The organism is Caballeronia sp. SEWSISQ10-4 2 (genome assembly GCF_030464885.1).
GTDB lineage: Bacteria > Pseudomonadota > Gammaproteobacteria > Burkholderiales > Burkholderiaceae > Caballeronia.
In genome coordinates this window covers 1-23,393 of the sequence record NZ_JALPRJ010000105.1, presented here as the reverse complement: position 1 = coordinate 23,393, position 23,393 = coordinate 1, and the positions used below count along the sequence as shown (strand labels likewise).

At 59.6% G+C, this 23,393-nt stretch carries 30 protein-coding genes and 2 pseudogenes; 14 read left to right on the top strand and 18 right to left on the bottom strand.

Annotated elements, in window-relative coordinates:
• Positions 1-60 precede the first annotated feature (60 nt).
• Together M0D69_RS38930 and M0D69_RS38925 are read left to right on the top strand one after the other, a co-directional pair.
• Positions 61-390 carry a hypothetical protein gene (locus M0D69_RS38930; protein ID WP_301787127.1) on the top strand — a complete coding sequence of 110 codons (330 nt, stop codon included), beginning with the start codon at positions 61-63 and terminating at the stop codon, positions 388-390.
• The gene (locus M0D69_RS38925; RefSeq protein WP_301787126.1) at positions 387-818 is read left to right on the top strand and encodes a Tn3 family transposase; all 432 of its coding nucleotides are present in this window, start codon (positions 387-389) and stop codon (positions 816-818) included. Before M0D69_RS38930 ends, M0D69_RS38925 begins: the two co-directional genes overlap by 4 nt.
• On the opposite strand, the gene M0D69_RS38920 is transcribed toward M0D69_RS38925, so the two are convergent.
• Entirely contained in the window at positions 754-1,263 is a 510-nt protein-coding gene (locus tag M0D69_RS38920; RefSeq protein ID WP_301787125.1) for a DUF1269 domain-containing protein, read from the bottom strand. The two genes, M0D69_RS38925 and M0D69_RS38920, sit on opposite strands and share 65 nt — an antisense overlap.
• A 364-nt stretch (positions 1,264-1,627) precedes the next feature.
• Between M0D69_RS38920 and M0D69_RS38915 the strand changes: the two genes are divergently transcribed.
• The 4 genes from M0D69_RS38915 to M0D69_RS38900 all read left to right on the top strand — a co-directional run bounded on the left by M0D69_RS38915 (position 1,628) and on the right by M0D69_RS38900 (position 4,012).
• Positions 1,628-2,167, top strand: a complete 540-nt coding sequence (locus tag M0D69_RS38915) for a cytochrome b (protein ID WP_301787124.1) — start codon at positions 1,628-1,630, stop codon at positions 2,165-2,167.
• A 632-nt stretch (positions 2,168-2,799) separates the two neighbouring features.
• A complete protein-coding gene (locus M0D69_RS38910; protein WP_301787123.1) occupies positions 2,800-3,174 on the top strand; it encodes a DUF4148 domain-containing protein in 375 nt (124 codons plus the stop codon).
• Positions 3,175-3,241: 67 nt separating this feature from the next.
• Positions 3,242-3,622, top strand: coding sequence for a DUF4148 domain-containing protein (locus M0D69_RS38905; RefSeq protein ID WP_301787122.1), 381 nt, complete (start codon positions 3,242-3,244; stop codon positions 3,620-3,622).
• 129 nt (positions 3,623-3,751) lie between these two features.
• Positions 3,752-4,012: a hypothetical protein gene (locus M0D69_RS38900; protein ID WP_301787121.1), complete on the top strand. Its 261-nt coding sequence runs from the start codon at positions 3,752-3,754 to the stop codon at positions 4,010-4,012.
• A gap of 124 nt (positions 4,013-4,136) precedes the next feature.
• Here the strand turns inward: M0D69_RS38900 and M0D69_RS38895 are convergent, their stop codons facing one another.
• From M0D69_RS38895 to M0D69_RS38870, 6 genes and pseudogenes are all read right to left on the bottom strand, one after another.
• Positions 4,137-5,828 (bottom strand): methyl-accepting chemotaxis protein, encoded by a 1,692-nt coding sequence (locus M0D69_RS38895; protein ID WP_301787120.1) that lies wholly within the window; start codon positions 5,826-5,828, stop codon positions 4,137-4,139.
• Positions 5,829-6,222: 394 nt separating this feature from the next.
• Positions 6,223-6,381, bottom strand: a pseudogene (locus tag M0D69_RS38890) (ABC transporter ATP-binding protein); the annotation flags it as partial.
• A 1-nt stretch (position 6,382) separates the two neighbouring features.
• Positions 6,383-7,156 (bottom strand): DNA alkylation repair protein, encoded by a 774-nt coding sequence (locus tag M0D69_RS38885; protein WP_301787119.1) that lies wholly within the window; start codon positions 7,154-7,156, stop codon positions 6,383-6,385.
• 404 nt (positions 7,157-7,560) lie between these two features.
• Complete coding sequence (locus tag M0D69_RS38880; protein ID WP_301787118.1) at positions 7,561-7,848, bottom strand: YafY family protein; 288 nt, start codon at positions 7,846-7,848, stop codon at positions 7,561-7,563.
• 14 nt (positions 7,849-7,862) lie between these two features.
• Positions 7,863-8,273: an SDR family NAD(P)-dependent oxidoreductase gene (locus M0D69_RS38875; RefSeq protein WP_301787117.1), complete on the bottom strand. Its 411-nt coding sequence runs from the start codon at positions 8,271-8,273 to the stop codon at positions 7,863-7,865.
• Entirely contained in the window at positions 8,273-8,599 is a 327-nt protein-coding gene (locus tag M0D69_RS38870; RefSeq protein ID WP_301787116.1) for a nuclear transport factor 2 family protein, read from the bottom strand. The genes M0D69_RS38875 and M0D69_RS38870 overlap by 1 nt, the downstream gene beginning before the upstream one ends.
• 89 nt (positions 8,600-8,688) lie before the next feature.
• Here M0D69_RS38870 and M0D69_RS38865 point away from each other — a divergent pair, with 89 nt between their 5' ends.
• From M0D69_RS38865 to M0D69_RS38855, 3 genes are all read left to right on the top strand, one after another.
• Positions 8,689-9,057 (top strand): helix-turn-helix domain-containing protein, encoded by a 369-nt coding sequence (locus M0D69_RS38865; protein WP_301787115.1) that lies wholly within the window; start codon positions 8,689-8,691, stop codon positions 9,055-9,057.
• A 393-nt stretch (positions 9,058-9,450) separates the two neighbouring features.
• Complete coding sequence (locus M0D69_RS38860; RefSeq protein ID WP_301787114.1) at positions 9,451-10,326, top strand: site-specific integrase; 876 nt, start codon at positions 9,451-9,453, stop codon at positions 10,324-10,326.
• A 17-nt stretch (positions 10,327-10,343) separates the two neighbouring features.
• Positions 10,344-11,513 carry an IS91 family transposase gene (locus M0D69_RS38855; protein ID WP_301787113.1) on the top strand — a complete coding sequence of 390 codons (1,170 nt, stop codon included), beginning with the start codon at positions 10,344-10,346 and terminating at the stop codon, positions 11,511-11,513.
• A 503-nt stretch (positions 11,514-12,016) separates the two neighbouring features.
• Here M0D69_RS38855 and M0D69_RS38850 read toward each other — a convergent pair.
• Genes M0D69_RS38850 through M0D69_RS38840 form a run of 3 tightly spaced genes read right to left on the bottom strand, consistent with a single transcriptional unit; the run spans position 12,017 to position 13,250 of the window.
• Complete coding sequence (locus tag M0D69_RS38850) at positions 12,017-12,454, bottom strand: cysteine hydrolase family protein (RefSeq protein ID WP_301787112.1); 438 nt, start codon at positions 12,452-12,454, stop codon at positions 12,017-12,019.
• A 36-nt stretch (positions 12,455-12,490) separates the two neighbouring features.
• Entirely contained in the window at positions 12,491-12,625 is a 135-nt protein-coding gene (locus M0D69_RS38845) for a hypothetical protein (protein ID WP_301787111.1), read from the bottom strand.
• Positions 12,626-12,671: 46 nt separating this feature from the next.
• Positions 12,672-13,250, bottom strand: a complete 579-nt coding sequence (locus M0D69_RS38840) for a TetR/AcrR family transcriptional regulator (protein WP_301787110.1) — start codon at positions 13,248-13,250, stop codon at positions 12,672-12,674.
• A 121-nt stretch (positions 13,251-13,371) separates the two neighbouring features.
• On the opposite strand from M0D69_RS38840, the gene M0D69_RS38835 reads away from it, so the two are divergent.
• Positions 13,372-14,349 carry an SDR family NAD(P)-dependent oxidoreductase gene (locus tag M0D69_RS38835; RefSeq protein ID WP_301787109.1) on the top strand — a complete coding sequence of 326 codons (978 nt, stop codon included), beginning with the start codon at positions 13,372-13,374 and terminating at the stop codon, positions 14,347-14,349.
• 44 nt (positions 14,350-14,393) lie between these two features.
• Positions 14,394-14,978, top strand: a pseudogene (locus M0D69_RS38830) (transposase); the annotation flags it as partial.
• A gap of 325 nt (positions 14,979-15,303) precedes the next feature.
• Here M0D69_RS38830 and M0D69_RS38825 read toward each other — a convergent pair.
• The 3 genes from M0D69_RS38825 to M0D69_RS38815 all read right to left on the bottom strand — a co-directional run bounded on the left by M0D69_RS38825 (position 15,304) and on the right by M0D69_RS38815 (position 17,116).
• A complete protein-coding gene (locus tag M0D69_RS38825) occupies positions 15,304-15,981 on the bottom strand; it encodes a DUF4336 domain-containing protein (protein WP_301787108.1) in 678 nt (225 codons plus the stop codon).
• 381 nt (positions 15,982-16,362) lie between these two features.
• The gene (locus M0D69_RS38820; protein ID WP_301787107.1) at positions 16,363-16,710 is read right to left on the bottom strand and encodes a hypothetical protein; all 348 of its coding nucleotides are present in this window, start codon (positions 16,708-16,710) and stop codon (positions 16,363-16,365) included.
• A gap of 157 nt (positions 16,711-16,867) precedes the next feature.
• The gene (locus M0D69_RS38815) at positions 16,868-17,116 is read right to left on the bottom strand and encodes a hypothetical protein (RefSeq protein ID WP_301787106.1); all 249 of its coding nucleotides are present in this window, start codon (positions 17,114-17,116) and stop codon (positions 16,868-16,870) included.
• Positions 17,117-17,265: 149 nt separating this feature from the next.
• Between M0D69_RS38815 and M0D69_RS38810 the strand changes: the two genes are divergently transcribed.
• The 3 genes from M0D69_RS38810 (at position 17,266) to M0D69_RS38800 (ending at position 19,294) form a co-directional block, all read left to right on the top strand.
• Positions 17,266-17,787, top strand: coding sequence for a hypothetical protein (locus tag M0D69_RS38810; protein WP_301787105.1), 522 nt, complete (start codon positions 17,266-17,268; stop codon positions 17,785-17,787).
• A 254-nt stretch (positions 17,788-18,041) separates the two neighbouring features.
• Positions 18,042-18,551, top strand: a complete 510-nt coding sequence (locus M0D69_RS38805) for a YMGG-like glycine zipper-containing protein (protein ID WP_301787104.1) — start codon at positions 18,042-18,044, stop codon at positions 18,549-18,551.
• A gap of 347 nt (positions 18,552-18,898) precedes the next feature.
• The gene (locus M0D69_RS38800) at positions 18,899-19,294 is read left to right on the top strand and encodes a hypothetical protein (RefSeq protein ID WP_301787103.1); all 396 of its coding nucleotides are present in this window, start codon (positions 18,899-18,901) and stop codon (positions 19,292-19,294) included.
• Positions 19,295-19,432: 138 nt separating this feature from the next.
• Here the strand turns inward: M0D69_RS38800 and M0D69_RS38795 are convergent, their stop codons facing one another.
• The 5 genes from M0D69_RS38795 to M0D69_RS38775 all read right to left on the bottom strand — a co-directional run.
• The gene (locus M0D69_RS38795) at positions 19,433-19,966 is read right to left on the bottom strand and encodes a hypothetical protein (protein WP_367619822.1); all 534 of its coding nucleotides are present in this window, start codon (positions 19,964-19,966) and stop codon (positions 19,433-19,435) included.
• Between the two features lie 342 nt (positions 19,967-20,308).
• A complete protein-coding gene (locus tag M0D69_RS38790; RefSeq protein ID WP_301787102.1) occupies positions 20,309-21,487 on the bottom strand; it encodes a hypothetical protein in 1,179 nt (392 codons plus the stop codon).
• A 730-nt stretch (positions 21,488-22,217) separates the two neighbouring features.
• Positions 22,218-22,586: a VOC family protein gene (locus M0D69_RS38785; protein ID WP_172165759.1), complete on the bottom strand. Its 369-nt coding sequence runs from the start codon at positions 22,584-22,586 to the stop codon at positions 22,218-22,220.
• A gap of 206 nt (positions 22,587-22,792) precedes the next feature.
• Positions 22,793-23,083, bottom strand: coding sequence for a DUF1330 domain-containing protein (locus M0D69_RS38780; RefSeq protein WP_301787101.1), 291 nt, complete (start codon positions 23,081-23,083; stop codon positions 22,793-22,795).
• A gap of 87 nt (positions 23,084-23,170) precedes the next feature.
• A partial coding sequence (locus tag M0D69_RS38775) for an SDR family oxidoreductase (protein WP_301787100.1) occupies positions 23,171-23,393 on the bottom strand: 223 nt, incomplete at its 5' end.

Here is a 23,393-nt window from a genome sequence, read left to right as displayed (position 1 = left end):
ATTTTAATTGTAAGATATGAAAATCAAGAAAGTCATATAGGTTTTTGGACCTATATTAGGATGAGCCAAGTCAGGGACTTCGATGAATACCTGAAGCCGTGCGCAACGTTTGGCGAGCAGCAACGGGAGAACCAGCTGGGGCTGGCCGTCGAAACGTCAGCGGCTCGCTATCTCGATGAACGCCTCGAGCATTTGCACGAAGCGCTCGACGAAACCTGTCGGCTCGTGGTAGCGGGCAAACCGCCTGATGTTGGGCTGCACGACAGAGGACTCAGGATCTGGCCACTGGATGACGCAACGCTGGCAGAGGCGAATGTGCTCAGGCCGCAGGCCTATGACCTGATGCCGCACGTGAAGATCACGGATCTGCTGCTCGAGGTCGATCAGTGAACCGACTTCACGCGCCACTTCACGCACCTGAAGAGCGAGGCGAAAGCGCCCGAGCGGACGCTGCTGCTGACCGCCATTTTCTCGATGCCTTCAACCTTGGCCTCGAGAAAATGGCCGATACCTGTGCGGGCACGAGCGCCGCAAAACTTGCATGGCTGGTCGCCTGGTATATCCGCGACGAGACCCACCAGAAAGGATCGGAAGAGCTGGTCAACTATCTGCATGGCCTGCCCTTCACAACCTACTGGGGCGCGGGCACCACCGCGCCGCCCATCACAACGACGAGCTTTCTGTCGTTCATATTGATCCGCACATCATGGCGGACTGCGTCATTGCGATGGAACCAGATGGCATTACGCAGCGTCACGGAAACGCCGGAATCGTCGGGTCCGTTCCCTGAATTTCGGCCTCGGCGTGACGCTGCTTGATCACCTCCTCGATTTCTTCGACGCGATCTTTCGCGACGTCGACCATCATCAGCAGTTCGCCTTTTTCTATAGCCTGTTCAAAGCGCTTGAGCCGCGTATTCGGTACATCAACGCCAATCATCGTCGCCGTCCATGCACCAAAGCCGGCGCCACAGAGCGTAATCGCCACGACCGCGCCGCCTGCAATCGTCAGGCCGGCCGGCGGGAACGCCAGTGCGACCAGTGAGGCCAGCGTCCCCGTGAGGCCGCCCATCGCCGCCCCTCTCGCGAGGGCGGGTAACAGATCGCTGCGCTGCGCCAGGGTTGCTTCTGGCAAGTCCTCGAGCGGCACATTGTGATTGGCGATCACGTGGATATGTCGCCACTCGACCCGCAATAACAGAAGTTCGTTGATGATCATCTGTGCGCTATGCACATTCGGCAATAGCAAATAGATACGTCTCATGTCCTTCTCCCGAACGGTGGTTCACCAGCCCCGACGTATCAGGAAGGTGTCTTATCCGTACCGAAACTCGAGTGAAGTTATTCCCGAAGGACTGGCGTGTTCGCAACCGACCGGGAATAAGTCGCCCGTACTTGTGGTTGTGCTCCGGTCAGCATAATCGCAGCAGTTACCTGTTCGCGGGTGTGTAATCGAGTGGGGAGCGCGCCGCTGCATTCAGAGGTGGCTCAACCACTTTGATGCGAGCGACGGGAATAAATCCGGCTCTGAGAAGGTATTTCAGTTTGTAGCCACGCAGTTTGCATTGCCGATTGACCTGGCAAACGAGGTTCCGCCCGTCACATTATTTTGAAAAGTGAGATTTTTCATGACCCGCGCCAACAATGACACTTACACACGCTTTGCCATCATCATGCACTGGTCCATCGCGTTCCTGATCCTGCTGAACCTGTCGATCGGACTCTACATGGATACATTCCCGCATAACTCACCTCGCTTCAACGGCATCTTGTTCTATCACGCATCGATCGGCAGCTTGATCTTCATGCTGATGGCACCACGCCTATTGTGGCGCTTTATGCATACCCCGCCGACACTCCCGTCCAGCATTCCGAGGTGGCAAGCGTATTCCGCGAGCGTGTTGCACGGAACCCTGTACGCACTGCTGTTCCTGGTGCCGCTCGCCGGTTACGTGCACCGACTGGCGGGCGCACATCCGGTAAGTTTTTTTGGTTTGGTGGGATTGCCGGCCTTCATCGGCCGGGATGAACCTTTGCGTTTGCTGACTGACACGCTGCACCGCGGGCTGGTGCTGACGCTTGCGCTCTTGCTGATCGCACATATCGCCGCCGCGTTGAAACACAAATTCTTTGACCGCGACGGCGTTGCTGAACACATGGGAATTTGATCTACAGGAACTTCGCGGGAGGCGCCCCCTCCCGCGTTGTCTTCAGCGTTTGCAGCAAACGGAAATTCCATTTCTGATCACGAATGAACCTGGTTCCTCAATCGCTTTGAGGTCGCCTACGAGATCCCGCTGCGACTCGCCCGGAACCTTCCTGGCCCTCCTCCCATCGTCGCCCATCGGCGTCTCCTTCAGGTTTCCTGCCGTCTGACAAAAACACCCGAGAGTGAGCCTGTTTATTCCAACGATATGCTGCATACTGCGCACGAAATTGGGACACAAGCGTTCGTCGTTCGTGCTGATGTATTAGGTATGCGCCGGCACTTTGAATCGAACTGATCGGAGGGCGTCACTTCGCTGACGCTGATCGTCGCCTCCGTGCCCCGCGGCTGAGATGAATGTGTGGCCGGGGATGGAGTGACCAATGCCGTTGATCTGCACCAGCAACTTGCCAGACGACGCGGTCGCCAACTGCATTATGTTTTACCTGCATCCTTGGCAACTTTGGGAATAAGAGGCGCCCGCTCCCGGTATACCGTGGTGTGAGCACGCTGATGACGACTACAGCGTTTCGGGTCCCTCACATTGAAGCGAATAGAGAAAAGGGGAACCCGGTTGAGTCCTCCGAGCGCTTCATGATGCGAACCATCAACTTCCAGCAATTTAAATTGGAGTCCAAAGTGAATAAACGAACCATGATTCTCGCCGCCGCTGCGGGCTTTGCGATCAATGCCCAGGCTCAGGAAAAGACCCGAGCACAGGTGCGGCAGGAGTTGATTGAAGCCGAACGCAACGGTCTGAATTTCGTGAGTGACACGTCGTACCCCGACGTTGCGCCGATCTTTGAACAGCAGGTCGCGCGGCTCAAGCAGCAAAACAGCGACAGTGGGATGGGTGTTGCAACAACAGGCACAAGCGATGCCGGCCACATCAAACGGGAGACACCTCCCTCAGATTTGTCAGCCTGCGTTGGACCTGTCAGCTTCTGCACTATTTATTCCGGCTCTTGAGCCATACGACAACGTGCTTCACCAGTTCCCCGGCAAGCCGGGTCCCTTAATGGAAGGAGTCAAGATCATGAAAAAGCTCGCCTTACTGGCGTTGACACTCAGCGCGCTCGTCAGCTCTTCAGTGACTTTTGCGCAGTCCGCGTCTGCCCCACTCACCCGAGCGCAGGTCCGTGCCGACCTCATCAGGCTCGAACAGGCTGGATACAATCCGTCGGTTAACGATGACGCAACCTATCCTACCGATATCCAGGCTGCGGAGGCGAAAGTAGCCACCCAGGACGCTGAACAGCAAGCCGCCACACCCCAGCAGCAAACAAGCGACAGTGGCATGGGCGCCGAAATGAAAGGCACGAGCGATGTCGGCCACAAAAAACAAGATACGCACCCCACAAATCCGTCGACCTGCGTCGGACCTGTCAGCTTCTGCGATATTTTTTTCGGCTCGTGAGCCGCACGCCATCGCGCTTCGCTGGAAGGGATTTTATACACGCCCTGTGCCAACTTCTCGCGTGCCGTGTTAGTTTTCCCGGCATGGCAGGACGAGAAAAATTCGCAGGCGAGCAAGTGTACGAAGCTCATGGCTATTTCAGATGCTGATGATCGTTCGCCCGTCGTGCACACGTCTTCTGCTAGCTCGCATGAAGCAACCCTTGTCGAAGCTACGCTCGACGAAAATCTTGCGCTGGGCGGCATCGAACTGATCTCCCCCGCACCGCAGGAACCATTGCTCGATGATCACGACGCTGCGTCGATACCGGCGCCGCTGGAAGATTGCGCGTCTGTTCGCGTGACTTCAACAAGTTCAAGAGTGTTCTTACTCACTGGGACCGATGCTTAACAACGCCACGGTGACACTGCATACGGAAACATTTGACGGACTGCCCGGTACTAGCTAGCGAGTCATTGTCGAATTGGTTCAACAAAAGCTCATTACGTCCTCGTGAAATTGATGATATTTGTGGTTAAAACTGCTTCCACTGCGAATCGCGGCCCGCTTCCGGATGCTCGACCATCATGCGCGTGGCAGAGCGGACCTTCCTCGCCTCCCGCACGGCAAAGGTCCCTCCAGGCGCAGCATCTGGCCGTCTAGTCAAGACCTCTGCCCTCACGTCGTCGAGCTTGAACACACCAACAAGGTCCGCGAGCTTGCCCGCCTGACCATACAACAATTGCGCTCCTGCGGCGGCTTCCTCCACCAGCGCCGCATTCTGCTGCGTGACCTGGTCCATGTGCGCCATCGCCTGGTTGATCTGCTCGATCCCGGCACTCTGCGCCTGGCTCGCGGCAGTGATCTCGCCCGAAATGCCCGTCACGCGCTCGACGCTCACCACGATCTCGTCCATTGTCGTGCCAGCTTGTGCAACCAGTCGGCTTCCGGCTTGCACCTGCTTCACCGATTCGCCAATCATGTTTTTGATTTCTCTGGCAGCTGCCGCGCAACGCTGCGCGAGGTTTCGCACTTCACCCGCTACGACTGCGAAGCCCCTACCTTGCTCTCCGGCGCGAGCTGCTTCGACCGCCGCGTTGAGCGCCAGGATATTGGTCTGGAACGCAATGCCTTCGATAACCCCAATGATCTCGACGATCTTGTTGGCTGATCCTGTGATCACGGCCATCGTGTCGACCACCTGCGAGATGACGGCGCCGCCCTTTATCGCGACCTCGGAGGCCGATTGCGCGAGTCGGTTTGCCTGCAGCGCGCTGTCTGCATTCTGTTTGACCGTGTTCGTGAGTTCCTGCATTGATGCCACGGTCTCTTCAAGCGAAGTCGCTTGCTCTTCGGTTCGAGACGAGAGGTCCTGGTTCCCGTTCGAAATCTGGCTCGATGCAGTGGCGATCATGTCTGTGCCCTTGCGCACTTCGCCAACGATTTTTTTCAGGTTTTCGTTCATTTTGGCAAGCGCTTCCAACAATTGGCCTGTCTCATCGTGTGATCGGGCGCGAAGGTCACTCGTCAAGTCTCCGGCGGCCACTGTTTGTGCGACTTTCACCGCTTCATTCAGTGGACGTGTGATGGAACGCGTCAGCGCATACGCTGAGACAATTCCGATCACGACTGCCGCCAGGCCAAGCCCGACCATCATGTCACGGGCCGAGACGATGTACTGCTCCGCTTGCGCGCCGCGCTCCTCCCCGCGGCGTCGTTGCCGCTCCGCCATGTCGGTAACATGTTGTTGCAGGCGATCGAACGCCGGTAGCGTTTCGGCATTCATCATCGCGGCCGCATCATCACGCTCCCCCCGCGCGATCAGTTGGGCTACCTTGTCGACGGACCCTATATACGCAGCGCGCGACTCCCTAATATCGGCCAGCAGGTTCTTGCCTTCAGGCGTAGAGACAAGCCGGTCGAGCTGCCCAAGTGCGTCATTGACGATTGCTTTGTTGCCGTCGATTTCACGGTAGAGCGCGGCTACTTTATCCCTATCACTCGTGATGAACAGCTGCAGCGTAGCGCGGACATTGGCGCGAGTGCGGGTATTGATGACCTGTGCAGCGTCAGACGTTGCCCACTGCTTGTGAATGATGTCGTCGTTGATCTCACCGATATGCGCCAGGCGAATCAAACCGGTGACGATCAAGGCCACCATTAGCAGAAGGACCAATCCAAACCCCGCGCCGAGACGTACTCCAATTTTCAGGTTTGCAAGCGTCATTCCATGTGTCCCCTTGAGCTGGTGCCTGAAGACATTCGATGTTGAATGTCCCTTGACTGAAGATGACGGCAGTGATGTTCAACAACTTGAGTATGGTGTCAGCAAAAACTATCAATATGACAAAAATGTTACACCGTAAACGGACGCGGAAAGCCAGTAGGACTAAGGCGTTTGCTCGTGAAACTGCTCGCAGTCATCCTCACATCGCATCTCAAACTGAACGAGCCGGAGACTGGACGTGTCCGGCAACAAAAAGCATCGATCCTATCGCCAGCCCTATGCTGGGACGTTTTAAAAGGCACTGCTTATTTCCATGCCCCGAAGCGAAATGCCAAATCTTGCGCGCCGCACCCGGATCGGGCTGGGGCGTCTGCGCAACGGTGAGGCGGACCGCTCACTGATTCGCGTCGCCGCACATCGTCACCATGCCCGAGTCCATCACGTAACCGCGGTTCGCCGCCTGCAGCGCGAGACGCGCGTTCTGCTCAACCAGCAGCACCGTGATGCCCTCCTTCGACACATCGCGCACCACCTCGAAGGTCTTCTCGACCATATCAGACGAGGTAAAAGAATGATTTCGCAACGACGTCACCATTGACAATCAGCTCAACCACGTGCCGGCCGGCGTAGTGCGTGCGTGTGGTGAAATCGCGAATATGCTGGGTGCGGCTCAACGAAATATGCTGGCTGGGTTCCAGAGTCAGCTCCTTCAGCTTGAACACCCTCGCAGCCGTCGCGCCGTTGCGCCTCACATATCTGATGCGATAATCGACGACAAGCCTCTGCGCCGCCTTAACCGCCGAACTCAGCTCGCAGCCGAGCGTGATCGTGTCACCGACGACAATCCGCTGCGGAGTCACGCTAAACGTCTCGAGCACAATCTCAGGCGCGCCCCCCGCGCCCAGCGCCGCAAGCGCCTGCTTATGACCCTGTTTCACCAACGTGCGCAGCCCATGGCGAACGATCCATCGAGTATGGGGATTATCTCCATGCCATTGACCGACTCGCTCCAGCACCCACGCCGGATGCGTCTTCGTCACATCGTTCAGATGGTTTGCCACCGATTTGCGTACGTATGCACTCGGGTCAGCGCTCAGTCTGTCGAGAATCGACGCCGCTAACGACGGATCGGCCTCTATTTCACCCAGCCGGAATGACCAGGGCAGGCGGGGCCTGCTGCCTTCACTGGCGAGCCGCCGCACCGCATCATCTGAGTCTGTAGACCAGGTTTCCATGATCGCAAGCGCGCGGTGCGTATCATCACGCAAAAATTCGCGCACTGCGAATTCGGACGAACCGAATGGCGTGAAGTATTTCAGCGCGTCCATAGATCGCTCGAATGCATGACGACCGTACTGCCCGACATAGTCAGGCAGTACGAGCGACACGAACCCTTTGCCGAGCAGCGGCGCCGCTTGCGTCAAGAGCGCGAGTACCGCATCGTAACCGCCCCGTAGTCCACGTGAGCCAGCGTCAATCGCACCACTGGCGCGACGTACGCGTTCCATCAACGTCAGGTGTTCAAGTCCGTCGAGCGCGGTCGCGAGAAAGACCGGCTCGTCGAAGGCGGGTTCAATCGCGTGCAGTACGGCCGAAAGAGCGCGAAACTGTCGCGCACCCATCGAATGCTTGAGCGGGGTGTTAACTCGAGTAGTCATAGTCACTATAGATACCCGGCGTTCTGGCCGGTTATCAATGAGCCGGAAAGCGGACAGTGTCGCGCAAGCAACTGTCAGTTTCTGTCAGCAGGCTGTGCTTGAGCGGAGAGCGTCAGGTGCTCATGCAGCGCCCGCATCAGCTCGCTACGACGTCCCGGATAGCGCGCGCCTTCTTTCGCTTCGAGAATTCGGTCGGTCCGGAACGTGCGAAATGCTTTACGCAGTTCGCACCATGCGGCAAGCACGCGCGCGCTGTCCATGAAACCGATTTGCACCGGCCAGACCACTCGCCGCGAGGAACGCCCGGCCGCATCGGTATAGACGATTTCGAGGCGGCACTGCGCTCGAATCGCCGCGCGCAAGCGGTCGAGTTCCACTACGTTACGTGGATGATGACGCCCGAGCGCTGCTCGAGCATCAAGGGCAACAGCGCGCGATCGATGCGCACTGCCGGGAACAGGTTCAGGCTCAATGCCTTGTTCCATTCGTCGTCGTCGAGCACCCTGAAGCCACCCGCCGGCGCAGATGAGCCACCCGCCACGTGCGCGATTATATCGACGCCGCCGAGCCGTTCGAGCACGGCGTCGACAATGGTTTTACAGCCCTCGGCCGTCGTGATGTCCGCACCGATGAACCTTTCTTCGGAAAGGTCATCGGGACGCGAACGTGCCGTCGCAAGGACATTCGCGCCGGCCTCGCAAAGGTGCGCGACAACGGCTTTACCGACTCCTTTGGTCCCGCCTGTGACAAGCGCCCGAAGGCCCTGAAGTTCGGGTGCGGCGCTCATCAGTGAATCTCCAGAGACGCGATCTTGCCGCCAGCCAGGACAAACGTGTAGGTCAGCTCAACCGGGCTACCGGGGAAGGCGCCCGTGAGCCTGGCGCGCATCGTGACGGCGGCGCCATCCTGGGACAGGTCCAACGGCTCGACGTTGTACTGGTACCTGGCTTTGGTGTCTTTCTTCCAAGCCTGGATGGCTTCGAGCCCCTCGATAGTGCGGCCCTCGTCGCGCACGACGGCATCGGCAGCGAAGCAGTTCGCAAGACAGGCAGTGTCGCTGGTGGTTTCCGCGTTGAGGTAGGCATCCAGTGGCGGCGGCAGTGTCATGTTCATCGGACTTTTCCTGAACGTCACGTTTGCATGTCCCAATAATGGCGCTATAGTTACCACATCGCAAGAACGCACTAAAAAGTAAGTAAGCCGTGCCCAACCGAAAAGCCTACACGCCGGCGACCGCCGCGGTCGATGTCGAAGCCGCATTCACGCTGCTGGAAGGTCGTTGGAAGCTGGTGATCCTGTTTCACCTTTTCGGTGGCCAGGTGCAGCGTTTTTCGGACCTCGAGAGGCTGATCCCCGGTATCACGCAAAAGATGCTTGCCCAGCAGCTACGCCGCCTGGAAGAGGACGGAATTGTCACGCGCACGGTCTATCACCAGGTGCCGCCGAAGGTGGACTATCGCCTGACCGATTGGGGCCAGGCGCTCTGCCCGGCACTGGATGCGATCCTGAAATGGGCGGAGCGCCGTGAAGACTTTCCATCGGCTGCATCGAGTGTGCGTGCCAAAGGCTGACAGACCTGTTTTTCTGAATTCGAATTCTGTGGGTGGTCGACGAGGTGTCTGGTGCAAACCAACGGATGCGTCTGGATCGGTTTGGGGTGCTCGCCCAACGTTTTCGGAGCCACGCCGACGGGTCCCGGTTTGGTCGGACCGCGTCAGCGATCCGCCACTTTCCGTGATGGCCGACGAGATAGAGGCCGACGCGTTATCCGCGGTCGTCTCGTGTCGCTCCCGGAGCGGACGGTGGTAAATCTTGTCCGAGCGGCTCCATCGGGTCGGTGAACGAAACCGCTCGCGCGGTAGGGGGGCTCCGGCCGGCGCGGGTGGTTCATGGGAGGTCCGCCGCGCGGTTCCGTATGGTGGCGAATGAGGCAATCCGCCTCGTTCTCCAGCAGGAGCCCAATCATGACCTCCTTACAGGCAAACGCCAGTCCACTGCGCCAACGCATGATCGACGACATGCGCATGCGCCAGCTTTCGCCGAAGACGCAGGACACCTATCTGCGCATCGTGCGTGAATTTGCCCGGTTTCTCGGGCGCTCGCCTGACACCGCCACCGTCGAGGACCTGCGGCGCTATCAGCTGCATCTGGTCGATCACGGCACATCGCCCGTATCACTGAACCACGCGATTACCGGCCTGAAGTTCTTCTTCGAGGTCACGCTCGACCGGCCCGAGCTGATGGTCAGGATGCAGCCGGTGCGCGTTCCACGCATATTGCCCGTCGTGCTCAGTCCCGATGAAGTGCGCCGCCTCATCGAGGCGGCCGGCAACCTGAAACACCAGACCGCGCTGTCGGTTGCATACGGTGCCGGGCTGCGCGCAAGCGAAGTGGTAGCCCTGAAGGTCGGCGACGTCGACAGCCAGCGTATGACGCTGCGCATTGAGCAGGGCAAGGGCCGCCGCGACCGCTACGCCATGCTCTCGCCGGTGCTGCTCGAGCGCCTGCGCGTCTGGTGGCACGTGGCGCGCGCCCAGGGCAAGATGCTGGATGGCGGGTGGGTCTTTCCCGGGCTCGATCCCGTCGACCCGCTCAGCACGCGACAGCTGAACCGCGCCATCCATGCCGCCGCCGAGGCCGCACACATCGACAAGCGCGTATCCATGCATACCTTGAGGCACAGTTTTGCGACACACCTGCTCGAGCAGAAGGTGGACATCCGCGTGATCCAGGTGCTGCTCGGGCACGTAAAGCTCGAGAACACTGCGCTCTACGTCCAGGTGGCCACCGACCTGCTGCACGAGGTCACCAGTCCGCTGGACCGCTTGCCGCCCGAGTAAGCGCGCTGTAGCGCCTCATGCTGGAGGTTGCGGACGTCTTCCGCAGCCACGGGCCAGCGTGGCGAGCAACGGCACACCTGAGCCTGGGGCAGCTGAAGGTCATGTCGGCCATCGAACAGTGCCGCACCGCGGCGCTGGGCGGGCATGTGCTGCGCTGTTCAGGCTGCGAGCACATCGAGGTGGCTTACAACTCCTGTCGCAACCGCCACTGCATGAAGTGCCAGGCCAGTGCCGCACACCGCTGGCTCGAAGCGCGCCAGGCCGATCTGCTGCCCGTGGAGTACTACCACGTAGTGTTCACACTACCCGCGCCGATCAGCGCGATCGCCTGGTACAACAAGACGGTGATCTACGGGCTGTTGTTCGACATCGCCGCCGAAACACTGCGCACCATCGCCGCGGATCCAAAGCACCTGGGCGCACAGATTGGCGCCACGCTTGTGCTGCACACCTGGGGCTCAGCGCTCACGCATCATCCGCACGTGCACGGTATCGTTCCCGGTGGCGGCCTGTCGCCCGATGGTCAGAGGTGGATCGCCTGCCGGCCCGGCTTCTTTCTGCCGGTGCGCGTGCTCTCGCGCCTGTTCCGAAGGCGCTTCCTCGAAGCACTCGCAGACGCACACCGACGCGGCCAGCTGCAGTTCTTCGGCGAGTATGTGGGGCTCGCGGATCCAGCCGCCTTTGCTCGGTGGCTTGCGCCGCTACGTGCCTGCGAGTGGGTCGTGTACGCCAAGCGCCCGTTTGCAGGACCGGCAGCAGTGCTCGAGTACCTCTCACGCTATACGCACCGCGTAGCGATCTCCAATCAACGCCTGGTCGCATTCGATGAGCGCGGCGTGACCTTCCGCTGGAAGGACTACCGTGCGAAGGGACGCACCCGTTACAAGACCATGACGCTGGAGGCCGGCGAGTTCATGCGCCGCGTCCTGCTGCATGTGCTGCCCGGCGGCTTCCATCGCATCCGTCATTACGGGCTGCTTGCCAACCCGGTTCGCCGCGCCAACCTCGCCAAGGTGCGTGAGTTGCTGGACGTCGTGCCCGAGGTCCCCATCCGGCCCGACCAAACCGAGGTTGCTGTCGCTCCGGTCTTCGTCTGCCGGCACTGCGGTGCGCCAATGATCGTCATTGAGATACTGGAACGCACTGCGCCCATTCGCGCACCACCCATGCGCCGAGGTGAGACATGAGCGCAACGCTCCCTGCACGTATAACCCGACCGTCGGCACTGCGGCAACGCGGCCCACGAGCGGACGTTTGCGCCTGTCGCTTCGCGCAGTCCCTCGCAGGTCCGCTTCGCCATCACAACTGCGTCACTGCACCGCTTCATCACTGCGTAAGCGCCCATCCAGCATCCCGCCTGACTGCGCATCCATCAACATTGCCAGGCATCCCGGCCTATCAATCGCCATAGCCTCAAAGACCCCGAGCGCATCGGGGCACGCCGCGGTTTCCTCCATCGAGGCTCGTTCGACGCCTGCCGGCACGCGCGGTGGCGCACTCACATTCCTGCGGACGATGGCAGGCATCGAACAACCCTAAACGAACTGAGCCGCCCAAAGGTACTTTACCGGGTCTTCTCGGGCGGCAATAGAAGGGGGGAATGACAGGCGCAAGGCCTGTCAGATACGTCGTTGGGACGGGATTGGCGACGGAGTAGTGACGCCTCTTCAGGACTATCGCTCGCGTTTGTTCATGCAGACCTGCCAGGCAGGGCGCCGGCGAGTTCCGCCATGGTGACTACGGCCGCCTGCTTCGCGATGACAACGTCGAGCAGCATCGCATGCACGTCTGCATCCGGGTCGGCGCAGCAATCGCGGACGACGACCAACCGATAATCCAGATCGCCGGCGTGGCGAACGGCCGACAGCACGACGCCGCTGGTGTGGACGCCTGCGAGCACCGGGGTGTCGATGCCGTTGGCGCGTAGCAGTGTCTCCAGGTCGGTGCCAACGAACGGGCTGATGCGGTGCTTGACCACTATCGGCTCCCCCTCGCGTGCCGCTGCGGCTGGATGGATCGCGGCGCATTCGCTCCCGGCCACCATCATTCCGTTTGCCTTCAGCGCGCTGAATATCGGGTTACGGGGGGCTGACCTCGGGATGACCGGGCCGGAATGCGACAACCACATGAATCACCATCATGCCTGCGTCTCGTGCCGTGGCGATCAGATCAGATCAGGCACGCAAGCGATCGCATCGGCGAACTGCGCAGCCGTCACGAACCTGGTAAGGATATCGACCTGATAATCCATCACCAGCAGTGCGGTGCTCCTGGGATCAAAGTGTGAAAGGTTAGGCATGGATTTCTCCTTGCTGATGATGATCGAGTTGGGTCGGTTACAGAAACTATTCGAGCGGGCGGGATCCGAGCAGAAGTATGTCTACCAGCCTTTTTGCGCTTTGCTGCCAGTCTGGAGCAGACGCGACATTTGAAACGCCGACGAGCGCGCGAAGGAGATCCAGTGGGTCGAGATCGGCCCGGATGTCGCCGCTGGCGACTGCACGTGCAACAAGCGACTGGATGGCGTCCTTGATCTGGACGCCGGACGACTCGAACAGTTTCGTCGGCCCTCCGACGATTGAATTCAATGCAGGCGCGATGATCTTCTTCGTCGCAATGTAGTCGATAAAGAGCATCATCCAAGATCGCAGCGCATCAAGCGGGGGCAGCGAACTGGCCACATTTCGCGCTTCCTCCGCAAGCTTCTCCACCTCGGCCCGATAGACGCTCTCCAGCAGCGCGTCGCGAGTGGGAAAGTGCCGGTATAGCGTGCCAGCGCCGACGCCCGCCTGGCGGGCGACGTCCTCGAGGCTGATGTCGCCACCCGCGCGCGTGAACGCTGTTTTCGCTTCTTCGAGGATGCGCTCGCGATTGCGAAGTGCGTCCGCCCTGGGTTTTCGTTCTTTTGGTGTCGAGTGATTCATTTGCATCTTGAGTGCTTGCAAACGGAGAGTAGCTCCGTTTAGTATATTGTAAAAAGGAGGCTAACTCCGTTTTATCTCGGGGCGGGAATGACGTCAATCTTATTGTGATGGAGCGGCGGAAATGGCTAAGAAATTTGGTGCGACTTCAACGACGGACGACGTGCTCTCAGGCGTCGATCTTCACGGCAAGAGGACTCTTATAACGGGTGTTTCAGCGGGACTTGGCGTGGAGACGGCGCGCTCGCTCGCTGCGCACGGAGCGAGCGTTGTCGGCGCAGCCAGAGACCAGGAAAAAGCGCAGCAGGCGATTGCCGAAGCACGGCGCGATGCCGCGGTGACAGGAGGCAGCATTGACCTTGTTTCACTCGATCTCGCGAACCTCGAGAGCGTTCGGGCTTGCGCCGACACACTGCTGGAGGAAGGCAAACCCCTTGACATCATTATCGCGAATGCGGGCGTGATGGCGTCTCCGTTCGGTAAAACAGCAGATGGATTCGAGACCCAGTTCGGCACAAATCATCTGGGGCATTTTGTGCTCGTGAATCGCCTGGCGTCGCTGATCCCGTCTGGCGGTCGAGTGATCGTACTGGCCTCCTCGGGGCACCGTTACGCGAACGTGGACCTCGCCGACCCTGGCTTTGAGCGCACGCCTTACGAGCCGTTCGTAGCATATGGGCGCGCCAAGACGGCAAACGTCCTCTTTGCGGTTGCTTTCGATGAGCGACATCGAGCGCACGGCGTGCGGGCAGCCGCAGTTCATCCCGGAGCGATTCATACAGAGTTGGCCCGTCACATGGATGAAGGCCAGATGACAGCGCTTCTGGAAACGATCAACAGTCAACTTGCGTCAGAGGGGAAAGGGCCGTTTCAGTTCAAGACGGTTCCGCAGGGGGCGGCGACTTCAGTCTGGGCCGCAGTGGTAGCGTCAGCCGAAGACATCGGAGGTAGATATTGTGAGAACTGTCATGCGAGCGACGTCGTTGCCGACGATGTGGTCGTAACGCCCGTCAGCGAGGGCGTTCGAGGTTACGCGCTCGACGCTGCAAACGCTGCTGCACTCTGGCGTAAGAGTGAAGAGATGGTGGGTGAATCGTTTTGATACGGCACTTCGAGCGTCATTGAAACGTTGCTCCGCCGTGCACTGAAAATGGCTTTGAGTTGAAGGTGCTGGCTGACCGGGGCTACTTCAGCGGTCCGGACATCCGTGCTTGCGAACTGGCCGGGATCACGGCGTATGTCGCGAAACCGCTCACCTCAGCGTCAAGGAAGAAAGGGCTCTTCACCAAACGCGACTTCATCTACGTTGCAAGAAACGATGAGTATCGATGTTCCACCGGTGAGCGCGCAATTCTTCGATTCAAGACCAATGAGAAAGACATGAATCTGCGCGTGTACTGGCCCAGCGCCTGCCCGCGTTGCCATCTCAAGGAGCGATGTTCGCCCAGCGACTACCGTCGTATCCGACGATGGGAGCACGAACACATACTTGAGGCCATGCAACGTCGGCTAGACCGCAAACCCGACGCAATGACCGTCCGCAGAAGTACGGTCGAACATGTCTTCGGCACGCTGAAGCACTGGATGGGTGCCACACACTTCCTGACCCGAATGCTCGGACGGGTGAGCACCGAAATGAGTCTCTAGGTATTGGCCTACAACCTGAAGCGCGTCATGAATATACTTGCGGTTGCCGGGATGATGAAGGCGATGAGGATGGCTGGAAGCTGAAGCCCTGAGGGGCTTCTTGCGCTCGCGATCTTCGATTAGCGCAAGCTCGACGCATCTAACTTGATCGACCCGACCGACAACCTCGCCGTCAGCGGTAAAAATGGAGTTTCCACACGCCCTCGGCCATGAAGCGCCACTCGCAGGTGCGGCGTTCCGGATATCCGAGCGTCGGTTCCGCCCCGGACTGCGGACGTTCGCCACGTGGATCTTGTCGTGAAATTGCCGGCCTGCATAGGTAGTAACCGCGAATGCTGGAGTAAGGGGTGAGCCTTTCCTCATTCGAGTCCGTCTGAATTCCGGTTGACCGGTGCCGAGCGATGCACGATTAAAGCCACGCCATGCCCTCACGGACCAAGGCGTGGGCGTCGTCCGTCAAGAGATCGCCATGTGCGAGCACGACGCGTTCGAACGGCCAGGCGAGCAAAGCGTCGATGCAGGCGCGTGCGCGTTTGCGGTCGCGATACGCCATGCGCAGTAGCGGATGCCAGCTGACACGACCGAGGATTCCGCCCAGGCGCAGGTAGTTGCGTGTCAGCCAGTGAGGCGACTGATGAAAGTTCTCCACCAGATCGCAGGCGATCAGCGTGCGCGTGGCCGGATGATAGAAAACCGTCTCGCCCAGAATACAGCCTTCGATCGTCAGCAGTTCCAGGTCGCCGCGCCAGTCTGGATGAGGCTGATCCGTCAGCACCGCGTCGAAGCGAAGATCTTTGCGCTTGCGTTGCAAGGCCGCCGGGCCGTGTAGCATCGCCCGCGGATAGGCTGCCGCAGTTTCTGCAGCATACATGTGATGAAAGAGGTTCGGACAAACGATGTGCGCGACGGGCCCCAGGGCATCTATTGCGGACCGTACTTCGATGCTCAACGGGATCGGCGAATGCAACAATAGCTTGCCCGACGACAGCCGGATGACCGTCAAGCGCGTGCCGATATGTAAACCAACGAAAGAATGGGGGGCCAATGCGGTCCAGATATTCTGTGCGAACGGCTGAAGAGCGGTCATCGCCAAATCCGACAAGGGTTGGTTCCCAATCGTTGCACTGTACGCTCTAAGCCCTTCGCCGTAAGCCCCCAATCGAAAACGTTCGCCATGTGCAAGCGGCAGCTTTGCGGCGGCATGGTTCAACGGGAGCAACGCAGTTCTAGCCGACCGGAGCGGAACCGATATGCCAATGTAGGCAAAGGCTGAAACCCACCCTAAGAACGAAAAGAAGGACGGGCCGTTGTGCCTTGCAAGCGGCCATCGCAACCTCATAACGATCACCGGCAGTTGAGGGTCGATTACGGAAGTTTGAGACAGACGCTTTGAAGCGGGACCGTCGAACCAACTTCGAATTTTTCGTTGCGTCGTATCTGCCATGACCGGCGTATGCGTTCGCGAATGTCATGCAGCCGCGAAACGGATTCGTTGGAGAAAACGAAACGCAGATAGCGGTCCGCACCGGGTCCCCAGTTCGTCATCGGCGTAGCCGCGTTCGAGCAGCAGCTTCGACGCCTCGGGTGGCTCCAGACCCAGCTCACTGGTATCGATGAGCATCGACCAGCCGCCATGTGGACGGATCACCGGCAGGTCAGCAAGCGCGCTCATCAAGAAGTCGCGACGGCGCTCCCATTCCGCGACCGCAGGAGCCACGCCATCGTCGGTCGCGGCCAGCGCGGCAGTGGCGCCGGGCATCGCGATTCCAACCTGACACACCACGTTCGACAAACTCACGAGACGTACGTCGCTCATGATCGACGCGGGCCCGACGATCCAGCCGACGCGTCATCCGATCATCCGATACTCCTTCGAAACCGCGCCGATGGTGATGGTGCGTTCGCGCATGCCCAGCAAACCGGCGGGATGAATGACGTCGCGCCCGTCGAACAGGATGCGCTCCATCGCCGCGTCATAGACCAGCCAGATGAAAGCGCATATCGAGGCGGCTGGCATCGTGATGCAGGACGCGCTGCGCGAAGCATGGCAAGCGTGAGACGAAGAGAGAGTTCGAGAGGTTGGTTCGTACGTTCAGGGCGTGCGCCATCTCCGGCGCATGCCTTGAGATTTTCACCGCATCAGCGCGCCACCGCGCACTCCAATGACGGAATTCAAAAACTCCAGAGAACAGGCATTGCTGGAATAAGCCGACGCGTTCCATCGTTTACTCGTCAGGCAACCACGTCCCGAGCAGCGGGCTCCTATCGCAGCCAAGCCCGCGGCGTGAATTTGCGCAAGCACACCGATGTGCTGGGTGACGCCGACGACGCACGGCGTCGAAAACGTCGGGGATTCATGTGGCCATACATCATGGACAAACTGCTTCGTTACGGGACGTTGCTCGTCTGTCTCGGCTTCGCTGCGCCTGCACTCGCGCAAACCTATGACGAGCAACCGGTGCCGGTCGACAGCACGGACAGCGCGAATTGCCGCGCAGTTGCCGGGCAGGCAGAAATCGATGGGACAATGCAGCAGGTCATCGGGCGGGCGTGCCTGCAAAGTGACGGGACCTGGCAGCTTGTGCAAAGCCCGGATGGTAGCGCGCTGTGGTACCCCGTCGCGGCCTATCCCTATCCCGACCCCTGGTGGTGGGGGCCGCCGCTATTCATTGGCGGCGGCGTGAGCTTTATCTTTGTCGACCGTTTCCATCACTTTCACCACTTCAACCACTTTCATCAGCTGAGGCACGATCGTTTCGCTCCGATCGGAGCGGGTTTTCATCGCGGCCCGTTTCCTGGCGATGGTATGCATAACTTCGGTGGTATGCATAACTTCGGTGGTATGAGGGGATTCGGCGGCATGCATGGGTCCGGCGGAATGCATCGACGCTAGTCCAACATTTCCTATGCGCGCCTCTCGCAACGCCCATATGAGATCGTCGAACGTGACCGCTAACGCCGCTCCGGTGAGCTACGTCGAACGAGAGCAGCCTTCAGCCGGCCCGGGCCAGTACAGCGGCGCCTGGTATGACTGCGACGCGTCCAAGGCCTACTACCCGTACGTAAAGGAATGCCCCGGCGGGTGGCGTGAGGTGTCTCCACTGCCCGCATTTTCCCGTTGACGATCAACTAGCTGTTCAACGCGCCATGAAGTACTCAAAACTTGCCCTGCTTGCCTCGCTGGCCTGTGCCGGCGCATGCTCCGTTTTGCCGACCGCTCCGAGCGTGATGGCGTTGCCCGGCACCGGGAAGACGTTCGACCAGTTCCGCGCAGACGACGCCTCGTGCCGGCAATTTGCGTTCAACCAGGTGGGCGGAGTGTCGGCCAATCAGGCAGCAACCGCGAGCGCGGTCGGTAGCGCCGCCATTGGAACGGGACTCGGCGCGGCTGCGGGTGCTGCGTTCAATGGAGGTTCCGGCGCGGCCGTGGGTGCGGGCGTCGGCCTGCTCGTCGGGAGCGCGTTTGGCATGAGTGCCGCACAAGGCTCGGCCTACAACGTGCAGCGCCGCTATGACTATGCGTACCTCCAGTGCATGTACGCCGCCGGCGATCGCATCCCGGTCCGCGGACACATGATGGTCGCGCCCGGGGTCCGGCCCTATGCACCGCCGGCCCCAGCCGTGCTGCCCCCCCCACCTCCGCCCCCGGCGAGTTGAGGCTGACGCGCGCACTGGCAGCGCATAGATATTGTCCGCAGGCTCCAGCCGGACGACACGCCAGCCACTGCGATCCACCCACGCGATATCTTTAGAAAGACCAGACAGAAAGGTACCCAAAGGCGTCGATACCTGTGGCGGCGCAACGCCGGGGCAGATCAACTTGAGCAGACGTCGTTGAATGTGTCCCCTCCCCGCGCTGCGCACGGCAATATGTGGACTCGTCGTTCGAGCGAAGGATTGTGGAGGTGCGGTCCGTTGCGTGATTCCGGTTACTTACGCGGACCACCCCCGTGCGATCCGCTCGCTCCCGACGGCTGAAAGTCACTGCCGAAACCACTTGAATCGTGCCCACCACCGTGGCCTTCGGCGTGCGCTTCGCCGTGGCCGCGGCCAGCCATGGCACCGCCGTGATGAAAGTCACGATCATGGTCATGGCCGCGATGAAAATCGAAGTCATGGTCATGGTCATGGTCATGGTGGTGATGGTGAAAGTGGTCGATATCGACAAAGCCGAGAAAGCCTCCTTCGTACAAGGGGTACCCATAGGCGGGACCACAGTAATATTCAGCGCCCGCAGGATTGGTCATCATGTACTCCTGATCACAGGAATTCATCGATGTGTCGTAAGGCGCTGCGGCACAGCCGCCCAGCAACGCGGCTGCAAACACCCCTGTCAAAGGGGGCAAAATCTTGTGCTGCACGGTAAGACCTCATCTAATGTGGCGGAACGACTCCGCTAAAGATTTAGACCACGGCGAGGCACGCATGTCCGGGGAGCGTGCAGGGGAAATTCGTTACCGCGCGTGACAAAACGAGGTCGCCACGCCCCTCTGGATCAGTGAAACGTGGTGCGTCAAAGAACGCATGACCCAAGCCCGTCAGGGTGTGACGAGCAAAGACGTATGCAGGCCCATCGAGTAGTGGCCTGGCCTGTTGCAGATTACTACGTAGCGGCCGGGTGCCAACTTGAGCGTCAAACGCTTGCCCTTGCCCGGGTCGATGTCCTCCACCTCTCCCATTTTTTTGAACTGGCTCTCCGACACCTGTCCATTTTTAACTGGCAGCCTATCGGCGGCCAGGTCTGTTTTAAGAACGACGAACTCATGCGTCATACCGGTGTCGGGCGCGTTGCTTACCTCGAACGTGACTTTGCCTGCCTTAACGTCACTAGCATTGAGCTGGATCGTGTTCATGAGCAGCGTGGCTTTTATCGTCTGCTCTGCGTAACTGGGGCTGCAAACGAGGCCGAGTGCGGCCACACCAAGGAAGACTGCGGTGCGTGGGCTTGAGAACATGACGTTTTCCTCTACGAATACCGCTGGTATCAAAGCGCGGCCGATCACCCCTACGCGTGACGCCAGGCGAAGGTTCGGACGAAGCGTCAGGAGCGGCGTGCAGTCGATCGACATCAAGATGCCTCTGTAACACTTATATTTGCGCGTTGCTCGCACCGCCGTCCGAGTCGTAGTCGTCGCGCAAGGCTACGAATGTCAAGCGCGAACACGTGTCGAGCGTTGATCCTCAGGCCACCTGCTCACTACAGAAATAAAACGGCCGGTGCCGCGGGCTTATTCCTGTGTCCGAGAACTATTTTCGTGCCGGTCGCTATCCGATGAAGGCTTTAAGATCAAAGTAAATTAATGGAATCGAAGCACCGAGGTGCGCAGTGGCTGGCAGTCGCATGCCAGCCACCGGCAAAAGATCTGGTTTCATGAAGTCGCTTCCGACCGCTTCGCACGTCATTCCATCGCGCGTTATTGCCCACCATTCTCGAAAGGCACCTTCCAGACGGTTACGGTGTTTGTGTTGTCGTCGACCGCCGCAAAGCGCACGAACTCATGACGCGGCTGCGCGAACGCCAGTCCGAATGCACCGGCTTGAGCCGGGTCGACGGGAAGCTGCGCGACGAAGCGGCCTTGCGGCGTGAATTCGACGATTTCGCTCGGCTGCTTCGGATCGCCGTTGATCGCATCGCCGTTCGCGACGAACAGATGGCCGTTCGGCCCGAGGGCTAGCCCGAGCGGGCCGTGGAGATGTGCGTTGTCCGCATAAATCACCACGCCTTTGCCACCGTCGTGCTTCGAATTGCCCGCACCGAATACCGCGAAGATCGCGTTGTCGACGGTGGACGCGACGTAGAGTACGTCGCGCTGCGGGTCGTAGGCGAGTCCGGTCGGGCCTACCACCAGTGCCGCCGGATCGCCGCGAAACGGGTAACCCGAGGCGATCTGCGTCGCGCGGTCGAGATGAACGCCGTTGTCGTCCACGCTCACATCGAGGCGCACAACCGTCCCGTTGAGCACGTTCGATACGAATACCTTTGCATGATCGCCCTGATCGAAGATCGTCAGATCCCAGGGGCCGTCGATCTTCGCCATCGCAGGCGTCCATTGCGCGACGACGCCGCCGGTTCGATTCAGCACCAGCAACACGCCGGACTGGATCGTCTTGAAGGTACCATCCGTGGTTGGTACGCTGCCGACCAGCACGAAGCCGCCTTTGAGAACACCGAGTGCGGTGCTCAGGCCAAGACCGGCGGCACCCTGGAAGAACGTCGTGGCCGGCTGGTTGTTCGGCACGATCTTGACGATCGTCGTGCCGGTGCCCTGCGCGTTCTGCGCGTTGTTGAAGTTCGAGACCAGCAGGTCGCCTGCGGCGATGGTGCCGAAGCTGGGGAATCCGTCGGGCACGAAGGCGACGCCATACGGATTGACGTCACCGTCGGCAGGTATCGTCGTCGAGGTGACGAACGACGGCGGGAGTAGCGGCGTGAGCTCGTCGGCAAAGGCGGAGCCCGCTGCCGAAAGCGCGAGACTGGCGGCGTACAGGGCAGCCAGCAGCAGGTGTTTCAGCTTGCGGTCTTTTGCACGGACAAGGCGCTGGCAAGGTTGCCGGTCGATTGTCGGATTGAAGCCGTGTATGACGGGGTTCATGACTGGGCTCTCCAAGAAGGCCGCGGGGCGGGCGCGTTGTTATCGCTGCGCGCAGTGCGTGCCGGCCGCCGCTAGCGAATTTCGCCCGTGCCCGCGAGACGGCAACCAGCACCGCTGTCCTGCAACTCGAATGCGCGTCGCGCACCGTCGGCAACGGCGGGGCGAATCCTGCAAACAGGCAAGCGCAGACCCTTGCCAGCGGGTGCGTGGCAATCGAGGCGTGCTTCATGCATAACGGAACGAGATCGTCCGTGCGTAGTAAACGGCTGGCAGGAACAAATATTCCAGCGTAACCGGCCACACGGAGTTGCCTGTCATGGCACGCCGGTCCGTTCGCGTTGAAGCAGTTGCTGGGCCGCTATGGATCGCGGCTTCGGCCCGGTTAGGTCGATGGGATACCCGGCCTTCATCTTCGGGTGTCCGGTCAGTGGCTACTCTGCGGACCTTCGCGGCAACCGCGTAATGGGCCGCTTACAACGGGCCAATTTGAGACGGTCGATTCGCTCAACTCGGCTGCGCAAAGCAGTCATTCGCTGTCTTGCCTTAGCTGCGATCAAGACTGCTCAGAGCACCAAAGAATCCTCGCAGGATCGATGTTCGTTGGCGGTTCTTGTCGGGACCTTTGGTCGCGACGAAACGCAATATCAGCGAAAGTAATTCCAGTATCGCGATCTATCTCATCCGCTGCTTGTGGATTGCCGCGATGACGGGATCATAGATCTCTTACCTTTTATTTGTAGAGCCAAGGCTTATAGGCAATCTCGATGTTGTATCCGTCCGGGTCGCCGATGTTCGCCGCGAAGTAGTCGGCACGCCATTCGGGCCGAAGGCTCGGTTCCTTGTTTGAAGTAGCTCCCGCGTCTATCGCCGCCTTGTAGCTGGCCCTGACAGCGTCCGCGCTCTTGGCGGTGAATGCGACGTAAAGGTCTTTGGCGACTTCGCCATTCTTCAGCCAGAAACCCGGATTGCTATTGATCGCGAAACCGTGCAGTTGATCGAACTTGTAGGGCATGTCGATGCCAAGCGGCTCAAGCAGCTTCTTGTAAAATTCGCTCGACCGTTCCAGGTCAGAGACGGGGAGATAAATATGGTCAATCATGGCTTTCCTCTTTTCGTTTGACTTTGACAGCGCCGATCAGGGCTCTGCTAAATCCTCATCCGGCAAGTTAGTTTGCCGGGGTCAGCGCACCTCGGCGAAGCAGTCGCGAATCTCCTCGCTGGCTCCTCCCAGGCGGCGAAGTGGTCCCCGCTCCAGGATGAGGGTGAAGGGGGTGATGGCGTCATTGGGCATGCATTTCTTCTCCGTCAGCTGACACCTTCAACAATGAGTCCGTGATAGATCGCCCCGAGCTTGCGGTGCTTGGCGACGTTTTGGTAGGCCTCGCTGTAACACCAATCCTTTGCGGCTTTTACGCTCGGGAATTTCATAATGACCATTCCCTCAATCGGATCACCTTCAAGGACTTCTTGCTTTCCATCGGCTACGAGCACTTCGATAGGATGATCCTTCATCGTTGCTTTGATTCCAGTCCGATATTTTTCGAACTCTTTTTGATCGATGGATTTAATTCTAGTGAAGACAATGTATGCGGACATGATCGTTCTCCTACTTTGTTAATCGATTACCGAAATTCCAATGAAAACCCTTGGGCCGTAGCCCGCGTTATTAACTAAGAAGGCGCTTTACTTGTTGCCGCCGTTCGCGAAGATGATTTCTCCCGTGAGCCAGCCCGCATCATCCGAGGCAAGAAATACGGACACACGTGCGATGTCCTCGGGTTGGCCGACGCGGCCCAGCGGAGTACTCGCGATTATCTGCTTCTTAAACTCCGTTCCCATGACGCCTGCCGTGTGCGCACCCTCCGTTTCGGTTCCACCGGGACTGAGAGCGTTAACGCGGATTTTC

Bases quoted from the DNA above. Each gene is read 5' to 3' on its own strand.
- M0D69_RS38930 (WP_301787127.1), top strand. From the start codon at position 61: ATGAGCCAAGTCAGGGACTTCGATGAATACCTGAAGCCGTGCGCAACG.
- M0D69_RS38920 (WP_301787125.1), bottom strand. From the start codon at position 1,263: ATGAGACGTATCTATTTGCTATTGCCGAATGTGCATAGCGCACAGATG.
- M0D69_RS38915 (WP_301787124.1), top strand. From the start codon at position 1,628: ATGACCCGCGCCAACAATGACACTTACACACGCTTTGCCATCATCATG.
- M0D69_RS38910 (WP_301787123.1), top strand. From the start codon at position 2,800: ATGATGCGAACCATCAACTTCCAGCAATTTAAATTGGAGTCCAAAGTG.
- M0D69_RS38905 (WP_301787122.1), top strand. From the start codon at position 3,242: ATGAAAAAGCTCGCCTTACTGGCGTTGACACTCAGCGCGCTCGTCAGC.
- M0D69_RS38900 (WP_301787121.1), top strand. From the start codon at position 3,752: ATGGCTATTTCAGATGCTGATGATCGTTCGCCCGTCGTGCACACGTCT.
- M0D69_RS38895 (WP_301787120.1), bottom strand. From the start codon at position 5,828: ATGACGCTTGCAAACCTGAAAATTGGAGTACGTCTCGGCGCGGGGTTT.
- M0D69_RS38885 (WP_301787119.1), bottom strand. From the start codon at position 7,156: ATGGACGCGCTGAAATACTTCACGCCATTCGGTTCGTCCGAATTCGCA.
- M0D69_RS38875 (WP_301787117.1), bottom strand. From the start codon at position 8,273: ATGAGCGCCGCACCCGAACTTCAGGGCCTTCGGGCGCTTGTCACAGGC.
- M0D69_RS38870 (WP_301787116.1), bottom strand. From the start codon at position 8,599: ATGAACATGACACTGCCGCCGCCACTGGATGCCTACCTCAACGCGGAA.
- M0D69_RS38860 (WP_301787114.1), top strand. From the start codon at position 9,451: ATGACCTCCTTACAGGCAAACGCCAGTCCACTGCGCCAACGCATGATC.
- M0D69_RS38855 (WP_301787113.1), top strand. From the start codon at position 10,344: ATGCTGGAGGTTGCGGACGTCTTCCGCAGCCACGGGCCAGCGTGGCGA.
- M0D69_RS38850 (WP_301787112.1), bottom strand. From the start codon at position 12,454: ATGTGGTTGTCGCATTCCGGCCCGGTCATCCCGAGGTCAGCCCCCCGT.
- M0D69_RS38845 (WP_301787111.1), bottom strand. From the start codon at position 12,625: ATGCCTAACCTTTCACACTTTGATCCCAGGAGCACCGCACTGCTGGTG.
- M0D69_RS38840 (WP_301787110.1), bottom strand. From the start codon at position 13,250: ATGAATCACTCGACACCAAAAGAACGAAAACCCAGGGCGGACGCACTT.
- M0D69_RS38835 (WP_301787109.1), top strand. From the start codon at position 13,372: ATGGCTAAGAAATTTGGTGCGACTTCAACGACGGACGACGTGCTCTCA.
- M0D69_RS38825 (WP_301787108.1), bottom strand. From the start codon at position 15,981: ATGACCGCTCTTCAGCCGTTCGCACAGAATATCTGGACCGCATTGGCC.
- M0D69_RS38820 (WP_301787107.1), bottom strand. From the start codon at position 16,710: ATGAGCGACGTACGTCTCGTGAGTTTGTCGAACGTGGTGTGTCAGGTT.
- M0D69_RS38815 (WP_301787106.1), bottom strand. From the start codon at position 17,116: ATGGAACGCGTCGGCTTATTCCAGCAATGCCTGTTCTCTGGAGTTTTT.
- M0D69_RS38810 (WP_301787105.1), top strand. From the start codon at position 17,266: ATGGACAAACTGCTTCGTTACGGGACGTTGCTCGTCTGTCTCGGCTTC.
- M0D69_RS38805 (WP_301787104.1), top strand. From the start codon at position 18,042: ATGAAGTACTCAAAACTTGCCCTGCTTGCCTCGCTGGCCTGTGCCGGC.
- M0D69_RS38790 (WP_301787102.1), bottom strand. From the start codon at position 21,487: ATGAACCCCGTCATACACGGCTTCAATCCGACAATCGACCGGCAACCT.
- M0D69_RS38785 (WP_172165759.1), bottom strand. From the start codon at position 22,586: ATGATTGACCATATTTATCTCCCCGTCTCTGACCTGGAACGGTCGAGC.
- M0D69_RS38780 (WP_301787101.1), bottom strand. From the start codon at position 23,083: ATGTCCGCATACATTGTCTTCACTAGAATTAAATCCATCGATCAAAAA.